19 protein-coding genes are annotated in these 19,633 nt (G+C 62.4%); 14 read left to right on the top strand and 5 right to left on the bottom strand.

Annotated elements, in window-relative coordinates; genetic code table 11:
• The first annotated feature begins 16 nt into the window (after positions 1-16).
• Positions 17-1,129 carry a pyridoxal phosphate-dependent aminotransferase gene (locus tag A7X77_RS05775; protein WP_064682043.1) on the top strand — a complete coding sequence of 371 codons (1,113 nt, stop codon included), beginning with the start codon at positions 17-19 and terminating at the stop codon, positions 1,127-1,129.
• Between the two features lie 182 nt (positions 1,130-1,311).
• Here A7X77_RS05775 and A7X77_RS05770 read toward each other — a convergent pair whose 3' ends face one another.
• Entirely contained in the window at positions 1,312-1,581 is a 270-nt protein-coding gene (locus A7X77_RS05770; RefSeq protein WP_064682042.1) for a sel1 repeat family protein, read from the bottom strand.
• A 444-nt stretch (positions 1,582-2,025) separates the two neighbouring features.
• Here A7X77_RS05770 and A7X77_RS05765 point away from each other — a divergent pair, with 444 nt between their 5' ends.
• The 3 genes from A7X77_RS05765 to A7X77_RS05755 all read left to right on the top strand — a co-directional run bounded on the left by A7X77_RS05765 (position 2,026) and on the right by A7X77_RS05755 (position 4,346).
• Entirely contained in the window at positions 2,026-2,364 is a 339-nt protein-coding gene (locus tag A7X77_RS05765; RefSeq protein ID WP_064682041.1) for a DUF2147 domain-containing protein, read from the top strand.
• A 214-nt stretch (positions 2,365-2,578) separates the two neighbouring features.
• Positions 2,579-2,758 carry a hypothetical protein gene (locus tag A7X77_RS05760; protein ID WP_064682040.1) on the top strand — a complete coding sequence of 60 codons (180 nt, stop codon included), beginning with the start codon at positions 2,579-2,581 and terminating at the stop codon, positions 2,756-2,758.
• Between the two features lie 85 nt (positions 2,759-2,843).
• On the top strand, positions 2,844-4,346 hold the full coding sequence (locus A7X77_RS05755; protein WP_064682039.1) for an AMP nucleosidase: 1,503 nt from the start codon (positions 2,844-2,846) through the stop codon (positions 4,344-4,346).
• A 9-nt stretch (positions 4,347-4,355) separates the two neighbouring features.
• Here A7X77_RS05755 and A7X77_RS05750 read toward each other — a convergent pair whose 3' ends face one another.
• Positions 4,356-4,568 (bottom strand): hypothetical protein, encoded by a 213-nt coding sequence (locus tag A7X77_RS05750; protein ID WP_064682038.1) that lies wholly within the window; start codon positions 4,566-4,568, stop codon positions 4,356-4,358.
• 152 nt (positions 4,569-4,720) lie between these two features.
• On the opposite strand from A7X77_RS05750, the gene A7X77_RS05745 reads away from it, so the two are divergent.
• From A7X77_RS05745 to A7X77_RS05730, 4 genes are read left to right on the top strand one after another with little or no spacing between them, the layout of a single operon-like run.
• Positions 4,721-5,077: a YciI family protein gene (locus A7X77_RS05745; protein ID WP_064682037.1), complete on the top strand. Its 357-nt coding sequence runs from the start codon at positions 4,721-4,723 to the stop codon at positions 5,075-5,077.
• Between the two features lie 10 nt (positions 5,078-5,087).
• Positions 5,088-5,447 (top strand): YciI family protein, encoded by a 360-nt coding sequence (locus A7X77_RS05740; protein ID WP_064682036.1) that lies wholly within the window; start codon positions 5,088-5,090, stop codon positions 5,445-5,447.
• Between the two features lie 2 nt (positions 5,448-5,449).
• Positions 5,450-5,809 (top strand): YciI family protein, encoded by a 360-nt coding sequence (locus A7X77_RS05735; RefSeq protein WP_064682035.1) that lies wholly within the window; start codon positions 5,450-5,452, stop codon positions 5,807-5,809.
• 9 nt (positions 5,810-5,818) lie between these two features.
• A complete protein-coding gene (locus A7X77_RS05730) occupies positions 5,819-7,060 on the top strand; it encodes an RNA polymerase sigma factor (protein ID WP_064682034.1) in 1,242 nt (413 codons plus the stop codon).
• Here the strand turns inward: A7X77_RS05730 and A7X77_RS05725 are convergent.
• Positions 7,028-7,990, bottom strand: coding sequence for a lysylphosphatidylglycerol synthase domain-containing protein (locus A7X77_RS05725; RefSeq protein WP_064682033.1), 963 nt, complete (start codon positions 7,988-7,990; stop codon positions 7,028-7,030). The genes A7X77_RS05730 and A7X77_RS05725 overlap by 33 nt on opposite strands.
• A gap of 181 nt (positions 7,991-8,171) precedes the next feature.
• Here A7X77_RS05725 and A7X77_RS05720 point away from each other — a divergent pair, with 181 nt between their 5' ends.
• The 4 genes from A7X77_RS05720 (at position 8,172) to A7X77_RS05705 (ending at position 13,821) form a co-directional block, all read left to right on the top strand.
• A complete protein-coding gene (locus A7X77_RS05720; RefSeq protein ID WP_064682321.1) occupies positions 8,172-9,665 on the top strand; it encodes an ArnT family glycosyltransferase in 1,494 nt (497 codons plus the stop codon).
• Positions 9,666-9,803: 138 nt separating this feature from the next.
• Positions 9,804-10,820, top strand: coding sequence for a glycosyltransferase family 2 protein (locus A7X77_RS05715; RefSeq protein WP_064682032.1), 1,017 nt, complete (start codon positions 9,804-9,806; stop codon positions 10,818-10,820).
• A 12-nt stretch (positions 10,821-10,832) separates the two neighbouring features.
• Positions 10,833-12,332, top strand: coding sequence for a glycosyltransferase family 39 protein (locus tag A7X77_RS05710; RefSeq protein WP_064682031.1), 1,500 nt, complete (start codon positions 10,833-10,835; stop codon positions 12,330-12,332).
• A gap of 1 nt (position 12,333) precedes the next feature.
• Positions 12,334-13,821 (top strand): glycosyltransferase family 39 protein, encoded by a 1,488-nt coding sequence (locus A7X77_RS05705; protein ID WP_064682030.1) that lies wholly within the window; start codon positions 12,334-12,336, stop codon positions 13,819-13,821.
• Between the two features lie 416 nt (positions 13,822-14,237).
• Here the strand turns inward: A7X77_RS05705 and A7X77_RS05700 are convergent, their stop codons facing one another.
• On the bottom strand, positions 14,238-15,605 hold the full coding sequence (locus A7X77_RS05700; RefSeq protein WP_064682029.1) for an aspartate aminotransferase family protein: 1,368 nt from the start codon (positions 15,603-15,605) through the stop codon (positions 14,238-14,240).
• 82 nt (positions 15,606-15,687) lie between these two features.
• Between A7X77_RS05700 and A7X77_RS05695 the strand changes: the two genes are divergently transcribed.
• Positions 15,688-17,037 (top strand): glutamine synthetase family protein, encoded by a 1,350-nt coding sequence (locus A7X77_RS05695; RefSeq protein ID WP_064682028.1) that lies wholly within the window; start codon positions 15,688-15,690, stop codon positions 17,035-17,037.
• 19 nt (positions 17,038-17,056) lie between these two features.
• Here the strand turns inward: A7X77_RS05695 and A7X77_RS05690 are convergent, their stop codons facing one another.
• The gene (locus A7X77_RS05690; protein ID WP_064682027.1) at positions 17,057-18,001 is read right to left on the bottom strand and encodes a diacylglycerol/lipid kinase family protein; all 945 of its coding nucleotides are present in this window, start codon (positions 17,999-18,001) and stop codon (positions 17,057-17,059) included.
• Between the two features lie 291 nt (positions 18,002-18,292).
• Here A7X77_RS05690 and A7X77_RS05685 point away from each other — a divergent pair, with 291 nt between their 5' ends.
• Positions 18,293-19,528, top strand: a complete 1,236-nt coding sequence (locus A7X77_RS05685; RefSeq protein WP_064682026.1) for an MFS transporter — start codon at positions 18,293-18,295, stop codon at positions 19,526-19,528.
• The last annotated feature ends 105 nt before the right edge of the window (positions 19,529-19,633 follow it).

Below are 19,633 nucleotides of genomic sequence, written 5' to 3'. Positions count from 1 at the left end.
GGGAACCTGGCTTCGCATGTCCGCCTTTTCGCGCTTCACGCCCCTCATCAGCGCCCTGCCCTCCACAGTTCCCTTCGTCGGCCCCGAGGCCATCGAGCGCCAACGCGGACGTGCCGTCTTGGCACGCATCGGCGCCAACGAGAATGGCTTCGGTCCGGCCCCTTCCGTGCTTGCGGCGATAAGCGAGGAAGCCGGCAATATCTGGAAATACAATGATCCGGAAAATTTTGCGCTGAGGGAGGCGCTCGGCGCTCATCTCGGCACCTCCTCCGCCAATATCGCCATCGGCGGCGGCATCGACGAGTTGCTCGGCCAGATCGTCCGGCTGGTGATCGAAGCCGGCGCGCCGGTCGTCACCTCGCTCGGCGCCTATCCGACCTTCAATTTCCATGTCGCCGGCTTCGGCGGCCGGCTGGTGACCGTGCCCTATGTCGACGACCGCGAAGATCTCGACGGACTGCTCGATGCCGTCAGGCGCGAGAACGCGCCGCTCGTCTATTTCGCCAATCCCGACAATCCGATGGGAAGCTGGTGGGACGCCGACAGCATCGTCGCCTTCGCCCGGGCACTGCCCGAGACGACGCTGATGGTGCTCGACGAAGCCTATAGCGAGACGGGGCCCGCACATTCGCTGCCGTCGATCGCTTCGCTGATCGACCTGCCGAACATCGTGCGCACCCGCACCTTCTCCAAGGCCTATGGCCTTGCCGGCTCCCGCACCGGCTACGTTATCTCGACGCCGGGCACGGCGCAGGCCTTCGACAAGATCCGCAATCATTTCGGCATGAACCGGCTGGCGACGGCCGCCGCGCTCGCCGCCCTCAAGGACCAAGCCTATCTCATCGAGGTGGTCGGCAAGATCCATGCGGCGCGGGAGCGGATCGGCCACATCGCCCGGGCAAACGGCCTTGAGTCGCTGCCCTCGGCGACGAATTTCGTGGCGATCGACGCAGGCCGCGACGGCGCGTATGCGCGGGCGATCGTCGACGGGCTGATGGAGCACGGCGTCTTCATCCGCATGCCCGGTGTGGCGCCGCTCAATCGCTGCATCCGCGTCAGCGTCGGGCCGCAGACCGACATGGCACTGTTCGAGGAAGCGCTGCCGCAGGTGCTGAAGGTGATCGGCTGATAAAGTATGGTGCCGAAAAGCGTGAGCAGGTTTCGGACTATCTGCTGATAATTCAACGAAGAACCGCGGCCGGTGGAGGATATCCGGCCGCGGTGCTCTTCTCCCGGCATCGACGTTTCAAATCGCCCCGCCAGCCCCTCTTTCGAGGTTGTTATTCTGTCGACTGTCAGCAGAAGACGGTTTCAGTGAACCGTCATCCATTCGCGGGCAGCGCGCAAAGCTTCGGCAAGCTGCATCTTGTTCATGGTGGCCGCGACATCGGCGCGAAGCTCGGCGGCGCGGTCGTTGCCCTTGATTGCGGCGATGTTCAGCCATTTGTGAGCAGCGACGAGATCGACGGCGCAGCCGCGGCCGGTCGCATACATCAGACCCATTTCGCAGAAGACATCGGCGCTGTTGTTGTCGCCACCCATGGTGGCCGTTTCAGCATTGTGCATTTCAAAGCGTGCCATCGGTTTTATCCCTGTTAGCCTGTTTATGACTTACCCTGTTTTACCTCGGGGCCTTGCCGTCTATCGCGGCTTGCAGCCCTTCAGTTTCGGCGGGTTTGCCCCGCTCGTTTGATGGCTTCACTATGCCGAACGGCCTTCAAAAAACGCCTAAAATGCATGATTAACTAGAGACAAACAAAGTGCAAACACTTGGTAAAATTGGATTTTTGTTAAACATCGGATGCCTTGGAGTTTAGGGGTTTTCGTTCCAATTTTACGAAAGATTCAGATTCGAAAATAAACCGATCGTTCATCATGAAATCAGCAGACGACGGTTTAAACGCCTCGACCTCTCGCTTTTTTCCAGCTTTCGGCGATCTCCGCCGATAGCGTTCACGTGTATTTACCTTTACGTTCGCGTCAGTTATTTTCCCGACCGGTCAAAGGGACATCAGGGAGGAAAAGATGATCCGCAGCTTCATTCTCGCCGGCGCCATCGCCGTGATCGCGGGCACCGCGAATGCCGAAGAGCCGATCGTCGGCAATTGGAAAACCGCCTCTGGCGAAACGGCGGTGATCGCGGCCTGCGGCGGCAGTTACTGCGTGACGCTGAAAACCGGCAAATACAGCGGCCGGAAGATCGGCACGCTTGCCGGCACCGGCGGTAGCTACGCCGGGGAGATCACCGATCCGGCCGCCGACAAGACCTATAGCGGCTCGGGCAAGGTTTCCGGCAATTCGCTGCGGATGCAGGGCTGCGTCCTGAAAATCCTCTGCAAGTCGCAGACCTGGACACGGCTCTGACGCGATAAGGCCGACGCAGCAAACATCCCAAATCGCGCAAGCATGCCGGCCGAAATGCCGGCATGCCTCGAACTTTCTCAGCTTTCCGATCGCGTTGCGACCGCTCGGGCCTGCCCAGCAAGCTGAACGGTGGATGAACCGACATCTCAGCACTCGTTCAGCCGTCGCATGGCAAAACTCATGTCACGGTTAAGTCGCCTATCGAGGGCATGAGATGGACTTCTATATTCTGGCAAGGCGTTTCAGCATCATCACGCTGTTTGCGGCGATCTTCGCGGTCACATTTTCAGCGGTCGTCGTGCATGATGGCGGCGGCGGTACGCAGTCGCATTTCGGCGCGACCTATACCTGCCTGGAGAGAAATGGGGCCTTCTGCGCGCCGACGGTGCGGTGAGCGGCATCAGACACGGAAGGATAAAAAATCGGATTCCGCCGGCGTGCGTCGTTTGCTTGTCAAGAACAACTCTCTATAATGCGCCATGAACAAACGAATCTCCCCTTTGTCGCCGCTCGACACATCCTCCCCACCTCCTTTCCAACCGCAGAGCTTCGATGATCCCGCTAAGGCCGTCGAGACGCTCACCGCACTTTACGAGCGCAATACGGCGTTCCTGATCCAGAACTTCACCGAGCTTGCCCAAGGCGCTCCGATCGCCTCGCGCTACCGCGCCTTCTATCCGCAGGTCAGCATCGAGACAACCAGCTTCGGCCATATCGATTCACGCCTCTCCTATGGTCATGTCACGGCGCCCGGTATCTACACGACGACGGTCACCCGGCCGAAGCTCTTCAAGCATTACCTGAGGGAGCAGCTGTCGCTGCTGATGAAGAGCCACAATGTTCCGGTAATCGTCTCGGAATCGACGACGCCGATTCCGCTGCACTTCGCCTTTGGCGAGGGCGCGCATGTGGAAGCATCGACCTCAGCCTTCGTCGACGTCCCGATGCGCGATATCTTCGACACGCCGGACCTCAACACCACCGACGACGAGATCGCCAACGGCGAATATATCCCGCCGCCGGGCGAGCCCTCGCCGCTTGCGCCGTTCACTGCCCAGCGTATCGATTATTCGCTCGCCCGGCTGTCGCATTATACGGCGACGCATGCCGAGCATTTCCAGAACTTCGTGCTATTTACGAACTACCAGTTCTATATCGACGAATTCTGCAGCTGGGCGCGCAAGCAGATGGCCGAGGGCGGCGACGGTTATACCGCCTTCGTCGAGCCCGGCAATATCGTCACCCTGCCCGGCTCGAGCGGGCCGGAAACGGATGCGACGCTTGCCCGCCTGCCGCAGATGCCGGCCTACCATCTGAAGAAGAAGGGCCATGCCGGGATCACCATGATCAATATCGGCGTCGGTCCCTCCAACGCCAAGACGATCACCGACCATGTCGCCGTGCTGCGCCCGCATGCCTGGCTGATGCTCGGCCACTGCGCCGGCCTGCGCAACAGCCAGCGGCTCGGCGATTATGTGCTTGCCCATGCCTATATGCGCGAGGACCACGTGCTCGACGACGACCTGCCGGTCTGGGTGCCGATCCCGGCGCTCGCCGAAGTGCAGGTGGCGCTGGAAGCGGCCGTCGCCGAAATCACCGGCTACGAGGGTTTCGAGCTGAAGCGCATCATGCGCACCGGCACCGTCGGCACGATCGACAACCGCAACTGGGAACTGCGCGATCAGCGCGGCCCTGTGAAGCGGCTGTCGCAAGCGCGCGCCATCGCGCTCGACATGGAATCGGCGACGATCGCCGCCAATGGCTTCCGCTTCCGCGTGCCCTACGGCACGCTGCTCTGCGTCTCCGACAAGCCGCTGCACGGCGAATTGAAGCTGCCGGGCATGGCGACGGCCTTCTACCGCACGCAGGTCAACCAGCATCTGCAGATCGGCATCCGCGCCGTGCAGAAGCTGGCCGCCATGCCGAAGGAAGCCCTGCATTCGCGCAAGCTGCGCAGCTTCTTCGAAACGGCCTTCCAATAGGCCGTTTCCTCATCGTCCCGCCACGACAGGCGCCTGCTGCGCAAGCGTCTGCGGTCTGTCGGCAGCAAGGTTCAGCCCTGCTATCAGCAGGCTGAAGGCGATGAAGGTGAAAGCGGTGCGTAAGAGAACCTTCATTCCATCGCCTTCCTCGAACGCCTGACGAGGCTTGTCATGGCGGCGGGCCCAGATCTGGCTTGCGATCGCGATTTCAAGAATACTCATTGCCGTCTCCTCGACAGGTTTCGATGAAGCCTTGTCGAGTGCTGCCCTGCGATTTCGACAGCCGACAGCGACAAAGATTTTTTCTGCCGCTGTCGAAATGTGTCAGGCTCGATCGTCCAGAGTCATGAAACATCCCAAGGAGGCTGTCCGCGATGAAATATCTCTGTCAGGTCTGGTTCGACGGCGCGGTGCTCGACGCGATGACGAAAGAGGAGAAAGCCGAGCTCGACGCGAATTCCTTGAACTACGACAAGGACCTTGCCGAAAGCGGGCACATGATCGTCGCCCAGGCGCTGCAGCCGCCGACATCGGCGGTGACAGTCCGCGTTCGCAGCGGCGAGTCATCGGTGACGGACGGTCCTTTCACTGAGACGAAAGAGGCGCTTGGCGGCTTCATCCTGATCGAGGCCAAGGATCTCAATGACGCGATCCGCATCGCCACAGGTATTCCGCTCGCCAAATTCGGCGCCATCGAGGTGCGGCCAATCCATGAATTGAGACCCCAATGAGGAGGTGCCAATGAAGTTTCTATGTCAGATCTGGTTCGACACCGAAAAGAGCAAGCTGGTTTCCCAGGCCGAGTGGGATGCCGTGACGCAGGAATGCATTGTCAGCGACAATCGCTGGCGCGACAGCGGTCATCTGCTGGTAGCGCACGCCTTGCATGAACCATCGACGGCGATCACGCTTCGCCTGCGCAAAGGCGAAGTCTCCGCAACCGATGGCCCGTTTGCCGAAATCAAGGAGCATCTGGGCGGTTTTGTGCTGCTCGAGGCCGAGAATATCGAGGAGGCAAAGGCCATCGCGTCCAGTTTCCCAATCCTTAAATATTGCTCGATCGAAGTCCGCCCAGCCTATTCCATCCAAGACGGGAAATAGCCATGCGCTACATCTGCCTGATCTATAACAGCGCCGACACCGACGGCAGACTGACAGCTGACGAAGGCGTCGACCTCATCAAAGCGCATTTTGCCTTCGACGAGGAACTGCAACGCGACGGCTTCATGATCCATTCCGACGCGCTCGAAATGCCTGACCAGGCGAGCGTGCTGCGGGTTCGAAACAATAGGCTCTCCGTCACCGACGGCCCCTATGTCGAAACGAAGGAGCATCTGGCCGGCTTCTACGTCATTGAGGCGCCTGACATAGCGAAGGCAAAGGAGATCGCCGGGCGAATTCCGTCGGCCCGCTACGGCGCGGTCGAACTGAGACCGGTGCGAATACTCACCCTTCCGAACTGAGGTGCCCCCTTGGAAAGCGTCATCGAGGAGATCTACCGAACCCAGTCTCGCCGGGTGCTGGCGACGCTGATCCGATTGCTCGGCGATTTCGACCGTGCGGAGGAAGCGCTTCACGATGCCTTTGCAGCGGCGGCACGAACATGGCCGGTCGACGGCGTTCCCGCCAACCCCGCCGGCTGGCTTGTGTCTACCGGCCGCTTCAAGGCGATTGACGCGATCCGGCGGCGTGCACGTTTCGATGCCGCGCAGCAGCACATCGAGGACAGCCTCTACAGCGTCGACGGAATGGAGATGGGCGAGATGGAAGCGATCGAGGACGACATGCTGCGGCTGATCTTCACCTGCTGCCACCCTGCTATCCCAGCCGACGCGCAGACGGCGATGGCGCTCCGGGAAATCTGCGGACTGACCACCGAAGAGATCGCCCATGCCTTCCTCGTTCCGGCGCCGACGGTTGCGCAGCGGATCGTGCGCGCCAAAAACAGGATTCGGGCAGCAAACGTCCCCTATGAAGTGCCGGGCCGCGAGGCGCTGCCCGAGCGGCTCGACCGGGTGCTGCATGTCATCTATCTCGTCTTCAACGAAGGCTATTCCACCTCGTCGGGAGACGCGGTCGTTCGCGCCGACCTGACCGGAGAGGCCATCCGGCTGGCGCGGCTGCTGCTGGCGCTGCTGCCGCATCCCGACGTTTGCGGGCTTCTGGCGCTGATGCTGCTGCAGGAATCCCGCCGCAACGCCCGCAGCGGCGCGGAGGGAGACCTTGTGCTGCTTGCCGATCAGGACCGCTCGCTCTGGGACCACGCCAAAATCTCGGAGGGCCTGGCACTCCTCAGCGCGGCGATGCGGACGGGAGAGATCGGCACCTATACGGTACAGGCAGCGATCGCCGCCGAACATGCGAAGGTGCCTGCCGCCGAGCGAACCGACTGGCGCCGGATCGTCTTCTATTACGACCTGCTTCTGGCAGCCCAGTCCTCGCCGGTCGTCGAACTCAACCGCGCTGTGGCGATCGCGATGGCGGAAGGGCCGTCGAAAGGCCTTGAGCTGATCGACGCTATCCTGAGGCGCCGGGAGTTGCAGGCTTATCACCTCGCCCATTCGGCGCGTGCTGATTTCCTGCGCCGCCTCGGCCGGAGAGATGAGGCGATCGCGGCCTATGAGACGGCGCTGTCGCTGTGCCGGCAGGAGCCGGAGCAGGCTTTTCTTCGCAAAAGGATTTCAGAGCTTGCCGCGGCGTCCGAGCGGCAGTGAGATCGCAGTTCCTGTCAGCGCCGAGACGATGATCAGCAAGTGGGCATTGACGCTCGCCTGCGCGAGGACGGCGAGCGCCGCCCGCTCGCTCGACGCTCCGAGCGCAATGGCGCCGGCGGTGATACCTGCCGGATAGGTGCCGACCCCGCCGGGCGCGTGCACCGGCAGAACGGAGGAGAGTTCACCGCCGAGCGCGCCGCCGAAGCTTGCCGCCATCGGAAACACACCCATCAGGCCGAGCGCCCATGCGAGCACGATCACCTTGACCAGCCAGTTGACGATAGTCATCGCCCAGGCGCGCGCAAAGGCCGCGGCATCGAGCGGCAAGCCGTTTTCGATCTCAACGACCAATTTCTGCGCCTTTGCAGGCAGCAGCCTGGCGGCGACGCGCAATAGCGGCTTGCGCGCGGCGAAGGCTGCCACCGGCAGCAGCAGGAAGGCCGCCCAAAGCGACCATGCGAAGAGTGCATCGGCTGCGGCGAGCGCAAAGCCGATGCCGGCAGCCGCCAGCAGAGCATGCAGGTCGAGCAGCCGCATGACTAGGAGTGCCGAGGTTCCGCGCGTCAGCGGTATGCCGAATTCGGTGCGCATCAACAGAGGAAAACTGGTCTCGCCGGTCCGGAAGGGCAGCATGATGTTCAGGAGATTGTGGATCTGCGTGACCCGGAAGAGGGTCGCAAACCGGCCCGCGGTCTCCTGCGGAAAATAGTCGTAGATGCGCCAGGTGCGCAGGAAATAGGTGCCCGTCAGAGCCATGAGCGCGCCGATCACCGGACCTGCTCCGACATCGGCCCATTGGCTGATGATGACCGGCCACCCCCAGAACCACTGCACGAAGAGCGCATAGGCTGCGACAATTACGACCGTCAGCGCCGTCATGCGATTGCGCATAAACCAGGACTGCTGGCTTTCAACGATCGAACTCTTCATGTAGTAGGCATTCCTCGCTTGGCGTCGGCATGGGCCTCGGTTCCGTCCCGGCGTTTTAGGAGAAATGAAGGTTGCGCACAACGGCGGAGTTGATGGCGGTGGCGGCGGGATCGCCTCAAGCCGGCGATCCGCGCGGCAGACCGACAAATGGCGAGGCCTTGCCGGCCTGACTTGGAGATCGATGTTGGAGCGCATTACCAAAAGCATCAAGAGCGCCAGCATTTTTCTGGCAGTCTATTTCCTGCTGAACATCCTGCTCCGCATCTCATTGCCACATACACTCGATCTCGACGAGGCAGAGCAAGCATTCTACTCGCAATATCTTCTGGCCGGCTACGGGCCGCAGCCGCCCTTTTATAACTGGATCCAGTACGCCATCGTCTCGGTGACCGGCATTACGATGTGGGCGCTCTCGGTTCCGAAGAACATCATCCTGTTCGGCTGCTATCTGTTCTACGGTTTGGCTGCTCGCGAGGTGCTGAAGAGCCGTTTGCTCCCGCCTATCGCCATGCTGAGCCTGATTACCCTGCCGCAGGTCGGCCTGATGGCGCAGCGCGAGCTCACCCATACTGTTGCCCTGCTGTTTGCGACCTCGCTCTTCCTCTTCGGCTTTTTCCGGACGCTTCGCCAGCCGACGATCGGCAGTTATCTCGTCATCGGCATTGCCACCGGCATCGGCCTCATCTCCAAGTATAATTTCGCCATCCTGCCGTTTGCCGCCTTCGTCGCCGTGCTGCCGGACTGGAAGTGGCGCAACCGCCTGTTCGACTGGCGCCTGCTGCCGGCGGCGGTCATCGCCATTCTGATCGTCCTGCCGCATGCGCTCTGGCTGCCCGATAACCTCGTCAGCGCTTCGGCCCCGACGCTGGAGCGGATGACTGCCGAGCATGAGGCCGCGGCCGGCCTCCCCCGCATCGGACAGGGGCTGTTGTCGCTCGTCATCGCCGTGCTCGGCTTCACCGCGTTGCCGATCGTTCTCATCACGGCTGCCTTCCGTCGGGATTTCTTCCGTGCGCTGTCTTCGTCCAGTCCGATGATCCGGGTGATCGAGCGGATGATGGTCGTCAGCCTGCTCGCCTTCGCCGGCATCGTCGTCTTCGCCGGCGCCAGCGACATCCATGAACGCTGGCTCGACCCGTGCCTGCTCGTCCTGCTGATCTATCTGTTCCTGAAACTGGAGACAGCAGGTTTCAATCTCTCCGCCGGCCTTGCACGCTTCCGGCCCGTGGTGCCGGTTTTCATGGTCGTCATCCTGTCGATCCTGCTGCTGCGGATCGTCGCCATTCAATATATCGGCACCTATACGCGAACGAACGTGCCCTTCGCGAACTACGTGACCGAACTGACAGCGACCCGCAAACCCGTTCTCATCGTGGCGGGGACCAAGTTCGTGGCGGGCAATATGAAGCTCGAATTTCCCGACGTTCCCGTCGTGATCCCGTTCTTCCCCGGCCCAGGGGTTCCGGAATACGCAACGGCAAAGGGGCCGGTGCTGGTTGTCTGGCGCGGCGAAACCGCAAATGATCCAACCATCTCTCCCGGCTTCGCCAACGATCTCGTCAGATCGGGTATTCATCTGAAAGAGATAAATACCTTGACGCTGCCCTATCTTTTCGGTGACGGCAAACATACCTTCTCAATTGGCTACTCCTGGGTGGAGGGCGGCGCGCAATAGCGCTGCGGCAAGTCGGCCGATTGCGGGGAAACCGGCATTGGCCGCTGGCAACGGACGGGCAGTTCATGTAGTAGGCTTCCGCAAACGCGGTGGCGGCAGTAAGGACCGCCAGGCCGCCCGGCCTTTTGGAGATGAAAGTTGCAGACAACGGTAGAGCCCATTCGCGGCACGAATGATCCGGTACAATCGCTCGAGCTGTCGCTGGTCGTGCCCGTTTTCAACGAAGAGGAAAGCGTCGGCCCGCTGGTCGAACGTATCCTTGCAGCGATGTCCCACTATCCTTATCGCTGGGAACTGATCCTCGTCGACGACGGCAGCACGGATGCGACGCTCGTCAACGCCCGCAAATACGTCGGGCGCGAGGGGCTGGCGCTGAGGATCGTCGAACTGCAGCGCAATTTCGGCCAGACCGCCGCCATGCAGGCCGGCATCGATACCGCCCAGGGCCGCCTGATCGCGACGATGGACGGCGACCTGCAGAATGATCCGAAGGACATTCCTGCGATGGTCGCCGAATTGGAACGGCGCGAACTCGACCTCCTGGTCGGCTGGCGCAAGAACCGCAAGGACGGTCTGTTCCTGCGCAAGATACCCTCCTGGTGCGCCAACTACCTGATCGGCCGCATCACCGGCGTCAAACTGCACGATTACGGCTGCAGCCTGAAGATCTACCGTGCCTCGATCATCAAGCAGGTGAAGCTGATGGGCGAAATGCACCGCTTCATCCCGGCCTGGGTGGCCGGCGTCGTGCCGAGCTCGCGCATCGGCGAGATGGCCGTCACCCACCATGCCCGCGAACACGGCGTTTCGAAATACGGGATTTCGCGCACCTTCCGCGTCATCCTCGACTTGCTGTCGGTGATGTTCTTCATGCGCTACAAGGCGCGGCCGGGGCATTTCTTCGGCTCGCTGGGTCTCGGTCTCGGCGCCGTCGCCATGCTGATCCTGCTTTACCTCGGCTTCGACAAGTTCATCATGGGCAATGATATCGGCACGCGACCGATGCTGATGGTCGGCGTCGTGCTGCTGCTGTCGTCGGTGCAGATGATCACCACCGGCATTCTGGCGGAAATGATCGCGCGCACCTATTATCGTGACGACGCCTCTCCGAACTATATCGTGCGGCAGATCTTCGACGATCACAGCCAAGCCTAAGCCGGCAGCACGATGCTGGAACGCGCGACGAGGACGATCGGAATCGCGGCTCTGCTTCTTGCAGCCTATTTCGTGCTGAACGTCGGGCTGCGACTGGCGCTCCCGCATTCGCTGGAGCTGGATGAAGCCGAGCAGTCCTTCTTCTCGCAATATCTGTTGGCGGGCTACGGCCCGCAGCCGCCCTTCTACAACTGGATGCAATATGCCGTCGTTTCGGTGACGGGCATGTCGATCGGCGCGTTGATCGTGCCGAAGAATATCCTGCTCTTCCTGTGTTACCTCTTTTACGGCCTTGCCGGGCGCGAAGCACTGAAGGACCAGGCGCTCGCCGCCGTCGGCATGCTGGCGTTGATCACTCTGCCCCAGGTCTCCTACATGGCCCAGCAGGATCTGACTCACACGACGGCCCTGCTCTTTGCCAGCTCCCTGTTCCTCTATGGCTTCTTCCGCACGCTCGACCGACCAGGCGTCGGCAGCTACCTGCTACTCGGCCTTGCAACCGGCATCGGGCTGATCTCGAAGTACAATTTTGCGCTGATGCCGGTCGTCGCGCTGATCGCCATCCTGCCCGATGCAGAATGGCGGCGCAGGGCGCTCGACTGGCGCATGCTGATCGCGATTGCCGTCGCGCTCGTCATCGTCCTGCCGCACGCCATCTGGCTGCAGGGCAATCTCGCATTCGCCTCCTCCGACACTCTGGTCAAGATGGCCGCCGGCAACGAACCCGCCGGCATCGTGCGGATCGGCAAAGGCATTCTCGCCTTTGTCGTCGCCATCCTCGCCTTTGCAGCACTCCCGGTTGCAATTTTCGCCGCCGCCTTCCGCCGGGATTTTGTCCTGATGCTTTCATCCGGAAACCGCTGGACCGGGATGATGGAGCGGATGATGCTTGCGAGCCTCGCCGGCATCCTTCTGATCGTGCTGTTCACCGGTTCCACCACGGTGCGTGAGCGCTGGCTCGATCCGTTCCTGCTCGTGCTGCCGATCTACTTCCTGGCAAAGATGAAGGCGGCCGGGCTCGATCTTTCCGCCGGGCTGCGCCGCTTCCGGCCGGTGGTGCCGGTGCTGATGGCTTGTGTGCTGGTCGCGCTCGGCTTCCGCGTGGTCGGCGCCGGGCTGATCGGCAGCTATAGCCGACCGAATGTGCCGATGGCCGATCTCGCCCGCGAAATGACCCGGCAGGCCGAACCCGCGCTGGTGATTGCCTCGGATCCCTATGTCGCCGGGAACATGCGTCTGCAGCTTCCCCATGTGCCCGTCGTCATCCCCGATTTTCCCGTTGCGGGCATTCCGGCCTACACGACAGCAAGCGGACCGGTGCTGATCGTCTGGCGCGGCAAGAAGACGGCGACGGCGGCGGATGCCGTAATGCCGGAACGATTTTCATCGGCGCTGACGGCGGCGGGCATCGCGCCGCAGGAGATCGGCGCCTTGTCGCTTCCCTATTATTTCGGCCGCCAGGGCGATAATTTCGCACTCGGCTATGCCTGGGTTCGGCCGGGAGCCAGATAGAATGATCAAGACCGGTCTTCACGATATGCGCTGGATTTTCGTGCCGCTGGCCGTCTATTTCACGCTTCAGGTCGGTGTGCGGCTCGCAACCTCGCATTCACTCGATCTCGACGAGGCCGAACAGGTTTTCCGCTCGCAATGGCTCGCCGCCGGTTACGGCCCACAGCCGCCGTTCTACAACTGGCTGCAATATGCCGTCTTCCAGTTCGCCGGTGTTTCGCTTGTCGCGCTTTCGGTGGTGAAGAATCTCCTGCTGTTCAGCGCCTACCTGCTGTACAGCCTGACCGCGCGTCTCATTTTGCGCGACAAGGCGCTGGCGGCGATCGCGACGCTCGGATTGCTGACCATCCCGCAAATGGTTTTCGAGATGCAGCGAGACCTGACGCACACGGTCGCGGTCTTCTTCTCGGCCAGCATCTTCTTCTACGGCTTCATCCGCAGTCTGAAACAGCCGAGCCTTGCCTCCTATCTGATAACAGGCATTGGCATCGGTTTCGGCCTGCTCGCCAAATATAATTTCGCCATCCTGCCGGCCGCAGCCTTGATCGGCGCGCTGGCGGATGCGCGCTGGCGGGGGCGGATTTTCGATCGACGGCTGGCGGCAACCGCTATCGTTGCCCTCGTCATCACCTTGCCGCATCTCTTCTGGCTGAAGGACAATCTCGACTTCGCCACCGCCCGCACCCTGGAAAAGATGACCGCCAGCGACAATGCCAGCTATCCCATGCAGGTGGCCATGGGCGTCGGCTCTCTCGCACTTGCCATCGTCAGCTTCGCCGGGTTGACCGTGGCAGTGTTCGCTGTCGTCTTCGGCAAGGACCTTCGCCCCGCATTGGCCGCTCGATCGGAATGGACGCGGCTCATCGAGCGGATGATGCTCGTCTTCGTCATCGGCATCCTGTTTTTGATCGTCTTCGGCGGTGCTGCCGGCATCAAGGATCGCTGGCTGGTGCCGATGCTCTTCATCCTGCCGCTCTATTTCTGCCTGAAGATCGACGCAGCCGGCGTCGCGACAGAAACGGCGTTCCGGCGTTTCATGGCCGTCGTCGCCGTCATCATGATCGGCGTGCCGGCCGCCCTTTACGGCAGCGTCGCGGCTGCACGCTTCACCGGCCATTACGAACGGCTGAACAGGCCCTATGCCACGATGCTGGAAAGCTTGCGCAAACAGGGCGAACCGGCAGCGATCCTTGCCGGCGACAGCCTGCTCGCCGGCAATCTCAGGCAGGATATCCCTGATGTGCCGGTCCTCTCCGTGGATTATCCCGGCTTCCGCCCGGATCTTAGCGGCCGACAACCGCTGCTTCTCGTGTGGCTGATCTCGCCGAAGGGGGGAAGCGAAGCGCTTCCGCCGGCCATGGCTGAGTGGCTCCAGGCCAATCTCGGCGTGTCCGCGCCTCAGGCATCGGTGATCGACGTGCCCTATTTCTATCAGCGCGGCGACGATCGCTACCGATTCGGGTATGCTTGGCTCGACCGGTCGAACTGAGTGAAATCAGGAATATGGCGATCGCTTGGACCCATTGGCCGGAATAAGTGTAGCCTTGATTAAAGTGGTAGAAAATCGTCGCCCTAAGAGATCGCCGCCCGCTCATCCGGCTGCAGCCGTCGACGCAAACCGGACAGCAGTGGCCTTGAGCCGAGCATCCACACCGCATCCATCAGCAGCAGCCGCATGGATCCCAGGCTCAAAGGCCTGGGATGACGGAGAGTGTGGCTGGCGTTCTCGCCAAACTCGCCGCCGGCGTACAGAGACACACTACAACCGGTGCTTCATTGGGCCAGCCTTACCACATCCGCCTCACCTGTGTTTCAGCGCCAACGTTGCGATACGCCCGGAAGTGCGGGCATTGCGAGCGCCTGCTTATCGCCGCATCCGCAATGGAACCAGCCGGCTGAGCGACATCAGGATCTCAGCTCTTTCCAGGCCGCATCCAGCGCCAGCTTGGTAATCCTCGCCATCTCGTCCACCTCCGCGTGGCTGATGACGAGTGGCGGCGAGGCCAGCATGCGGTCGCCGGTGGCGCGCAGCACGAGGCCGTTTGCCAGCGCGTGATTGCGCACCAGCGCGCCGACCTGATCGGGCTTCTCATGACGGCTGCGCGTGCTCTTGTCGGCGGCAAGCTGCAAGCCGCCCATCAGGCCGATGCTAACGGCCTCGCCGACCAGGTCATGGTCCGCGAGCGCTGCCCAGGCGCTGCCGAAATAGGGGCCGATATCGTCGCGCACACGTTCGACCAGCCCTTCCGCCTCGATGATGCGCAGGTTTTCGAGGGCGGCGGCCGCACAGACCGGGTGGCCGGAATAGGTGAAGCCGTGGTTGAACTCGCCGACCTCGTTGATCAGCACGTCGGCAATCTTATCGCTGACGAGCACGCCGCCGATCGGCAAATAACCGGAGGAAAGCCCCTTTGCGATCGGCGCAAGATCCGGCTCGACGCCGAAATGCTGGTGGCCGAACCAGGCGCCCAGCCGGCCGAAACCGCAGATCACCTCGTCGGTGACCAGCAGGATATTGCGCGCCTTGCAGATGCGGTCGATCTCCGGCCAATAGGTTTCGGGCGGGATGATGACGCCGGCAGCCCCCTGCACCGGCTCGGCGACGAAGGCGGCGACGTTCTCCTCGCCCAGCTCATCGATCTTCGCGTCGAGTTCGCGGGCGACCTTCAGCCCGAATTCATCAGGCGAGAGATCGCCGCCCTCGCCGTACCAATAGGGCTGGCCGATATGGGCGATTCCCGGGATCGGCAGGTCGCCCTGCTCGTGCATGTATTTCATGCCGCCGAGGCTGGCGCCGGCGACGGTCGACCCGTGGTAGCCGTTCCTTCTCGCGATGACGATCTTCTTCGACGGCTTGCCGACGGCGCTCCAATAGACACGGACCATGCGGAACCAGGTGTCGTTCGCCTCCGAGCCGGAGCCGGTGAAGAAGATATGGTTGAAACGCGCACCCGCATGCGACGTCACCTTCTGCGCCAGCAGCGCCGTCGGCGTCGAGGTCGTGCCGAAAAAGGTGTTGTAATAGGGCAGCTCGTTCATCTGCCTTGCGACGGCCTCAACGATCTCGCGGCGGCCATAGCCAATATTGACGCACCAGAGGCCGGCGAAGCCATCGAGATATTTCCGGCCGCGATCATCGAAGATGTAAACGCCCTCACCGCGCTGGATGACGCGGGCGCCATCGGCATTCAGCTTCTTCATGTCGGCGAAGGGGTGCAGATGATGGGCTGCGTCGATCGTTGCAAGGTTCGAGGGCTGGTAAGTGTCGGGCATGGCTGGTGAAGACCCTCGCGGATTGAAAGGCTGCTATCGATGAGATAGGAGCTTGGCCTTGTCCCGGAGGATTTTCAAGGTCATGGCGAGAGACAGGATGGACGGCAAGGCCGGTGGCGACCCGCGTTTCGAGATCCTGATCGTCGGCATGAACGGCGAGCTGCGCGGCAAGCAGCTTCCATCAGGCGCCGAAGGCAAGGTCTGGGCCGGCGAGATCCGCCTGCCGACGTCGACCCAGTCGCTCGATATCTGGGGCGACGACAATGACGACATTACCGGCCTGTCGCTGACGATCGGCGATCCCGACGGCATGGTCGTCGCCGACCGGCGCAGCCTTGCGCCGATGCCCTGGGCGCCGGAGGGCTCGATGCAGGCGCTCGCCACCATGTGTGAATTCGACGGCACCCCGAGCTTCATGGATCCGCGCGCCATCCTCGCTTCGGTGGTCGAGCGCTATCGCAGCCGCGGGCTGACGCCTGTCGTTGCCACCGAGCTTGAATTCTACGTGATGTCAGCGGGCTGGCGGGAAACCGGGCGACCCTCCCCGCCTGCAAGCCTCACCTATCGCGGCGAACCGAACGGCTTTCAGCTCTACGACATGAGCGCCGTCGATGCGCTCGGTGACTATCTGCAGACGCTCAAGGCTTACGCCAAGGCCCAGGGATTGCCGGCGGATGCGACGACGGCGGAATTCGGCCCGGGCCAGTTCGAGGTCAATCTCATGCATCGCGCCAATGCGCTGGCTGCCGCCGACGACTGCCTCTATCTCAAGCGCATCGCCGAACAGGCGGCGCGCCGCCACGGGCTGAAATCGACCTGCATGGCCAAGCCCTATTCAGAGCATGCCGGTTCCGGTCTGCATGTGCATGCCAGCGTCATCGACGGCCAGGGCCGTAACATCCTCGATGCCAAGGGCGGCGAGCCGAAGCTGTTGAAATCGGTGACGGCCGCTCTGCTCGACAGCATGCGCGCGGCGCAGCTGATCTTTGCGCCCCTCGCCAATTCCTACCGCCGCTTCCAGCCGGGTTCCTTCGCACCGGTCGATCTGACCTGGGGCAGCGGTCACCGCGGCACGGCGATCCGCATCCCTGACAAGGACGGGCCGGCCGCGCGTATCGAGCACCGCGTCGCTGGCGCCGATGCCAATCCCTATCTGCTGCTCGCGGCAATCCTCGGCGGCATGCTGAATGGGCTGGACCGAGAACTCGACCCCGGCGAGGAGACAACGCCTTCATACACGCCCGCGAATACGACCCGGCTGACACATGATTTCCTCAGCGCGGTCGAGACGTTTCGCACCTCGCCCTTCATCGCCGACATCTTCGGCGCACGCTACCAGGCACTCTACGGCGACACCAAGCGCAAGGAAGCGCTTGCGCATCTCAGCACCGTGTCGGATTTCGACTACCGCACCTATCTGCCGCGGCTCTGAGGCTTATTCCGCAGCCGACTTACGCGGCCGGCTCGCGGCGTTCGTCCTCATTCACCTGGGCGGCCAGACCCTGCTTGACGAGGACTTTCAGTTCACCCGGATGCAGCCGGATCGAGACGTCGCGTGCGAGCGGCAGCAGCTCGCCGTCCATGACGCAATTAGCCTTGGAGCGCAGTTTCGGGAAGTGCAGGTGCACTTCGGCCGGATGCATGACCATGACATCGGCATTCTCGCGGACCTTGCCGCGCAGCATGTCGATGGCAAGGCGGGCGACACCGAGGGGCTTCAACGGATTTGCCGTATAGAAGCCGAGTTCGCCGCTTCTGAGATTATCGGCGTAGAGCAGCGCGTTCTCGCCGAATGGGTTGTTGGAGACCGAGACCGCGGACACCCAGCGGCGCTCGCGCATCCCGGCCGCCTCGAACTCTACCTCGAACTCGGGCGGATTGAAGATCACTCCGAGAGCGGCTTTGGTGCTCGCCCGGATCTTGCCCAGCCTGGAACGATAGCTGTAGGCGTTGCGGTAGCGCACCATGCGGGCATGCAGGCCGGCGGAAAACTGGTGGATGAAGGGCCGGCCATTGGCGCTGGCAATATCGACATTGTCGATCTCGCCGGTCGCAAGCACATCGAGGGCCTGCCAGATATCGAGCGGCACGCGCAGCGAGCGGGCAAAAAGGTTCATGGTGCCGGCCGGCACGACGCCGAGGGCAATGCCGTTTTTCCAGGCGATCGATGCCGCCGCCGAAATCGTGCCGTCGCCGCCGCCGGCGACAATGCCATCAATATCGTCGCGCCTCGCAGCCCGCTCCATGGCGGGAATGATCTCCTTGCCGGAGAAAACGATGGCTTCGAAATCGTGGCCCGCTTCGCGGAACGCTGCCTCCGCCCTTTTCTCGTAGGCCAGCATATCGGTGGTCCTGAAGGTGCCGCCATCGCGATTGAAAAAGCCTACAAGCTTCATGAGGCCTCCCTTCTCTGGCGCGGAACTGCTCCTGCCTTGCTCCTGAGATGGTCGCGGCATCGGCGATTTCAAGCGCCGCCGCTTTCCCTCAGAAGAGCCAGAAATGCAAAATTTGCAATAGACATATGCACATAACAGGACGCTGCACTGCAAAAAATGCACTCGACGCCGGCAGGGGCCTCACGGATAGATAGAGGTTCCCAATACCTCTCCACGTCCTGCCGTTCCAAACGATCGCCCGCCTCCGCGCCAGGGCCATTGCCAAGCAGAGAACCGCCTCAAGGAGCTCTCGTGAGCCAGATCGCGATCAACGAACCCGTCGAAATCCAGCCGGATGCCGAGCTGCCGTCGGCGACGACCGTAGCCTTGGTTCAACTGGCGCTTGCCTGCGGCGGCTTCGCCATCGGCACCGGCGAATTCGCCATCATGGGACTGCTGCCAAATGTCGCCGAAACCTTCTCGGTGACGACGCCGCAGGCCGGCTATGTCATCAGCGCCTATGCGCTCGGCGTCGTCATCGGCGCACCGGTCATCGCCGTGCTCGCCGCCAAGATGGCGCGCCGCACGCTGCTGTTGACGCTGATGCTGGTCTTTGCCGCCGGCAACATTCTCAGCGCCGTCGCCCCGACCTTCGAGACCTTCACTCTGCTGCGCTTCGTCAGCGGCCTGCCGCATGGCGCCTATTTCGGCGTTGCGGCCCTGGTCGCCGCCTCGATGGTGCCGGTACATCGGCGGGCACGCGCGGTCGGGCGCGTCATGCTCGGATTGACGGTGGCCACCCTTCTCGGCACGCCGGCAACAACGCTCTTCGGCCAATCGCTCGACTGGCAGGTGGCATTTCTGACGGTCGGCGTCGTCGGCCTGCTGACGGTGGCGCTGATCTGGTTCCACGTTCCCAAGGACAGGGTTTCCGAAGAAGCGAGCTTCCTGCGCGAACTTGGCGCCTTCCGCCGGCCGCAAGTCTGGCTGACGCTCGGCATCGCCGCCGTCGGCTATGGCGGCATGTTCGCCATGTTCAGCTATATCGCCTCGACGACGACCGAGGTGGCGATGCTGCCGGAAACTGCGGTTCCGATCATGCTGGTGCTGTTCGGCGTCGGCATGAATGCCGGCAATTTCATCGGCTCGTGGCTCGCCGACAAGTCGTTGCTCGGCACGATCGGCGGATCGCTCGTCTATAATATCGTCGTGCTGACCACCTTCTCGCTGACCGCCGCGAGCCCCTACATGCTCGGCCTCTCGGTCTTCCTCGTCGGCTGCGGTTTCGCCGCCGGCCCGGCGCTGCAGACGCGGCTGATGGATGTCGCCGCCGATGCCCAGACGCTTGCCGCCGCCTCCAATCATTCCGCCTTCAACATCGCCAATGCGCTCGGCGCCTGGCTGGGTGGTCTCGTCATCGCCTGGGGCTACGGTTTTGCGGCAACCGGTTATGTCGGCGCAGCACTGTCCTTCCTTGGGCTCTTCGTTTTTGCTGCGTCGGTCCGCCTGGAGCGGCGCGGCTGCAGCCCGCAGGGTGCCTCAGTCTGATAATGCGGGCCGCCCGGGGTGCGACATTCTGGCGTTAAGCATTTCTCCCGCTTGACTTATTCCGCGTTCAGGACCACCTAGCATGACACGTGGATGACACCTGTC

It is taken from the genome of Rhizobium bangladeshense (assembly GCF_001662075.1).
Taxonomy (GTDB): Bacteria; Pseudomonadota; Alphaproteobacteria; order Rhizobiales; family Rhizobiaceae; genus Rhizobium; species Rhizobium bangladeshense_B.
Note: the sequence above shows the minus strand (reverse complement) of the source record. Positions and strands in the feature narration are given on the sequence as shown.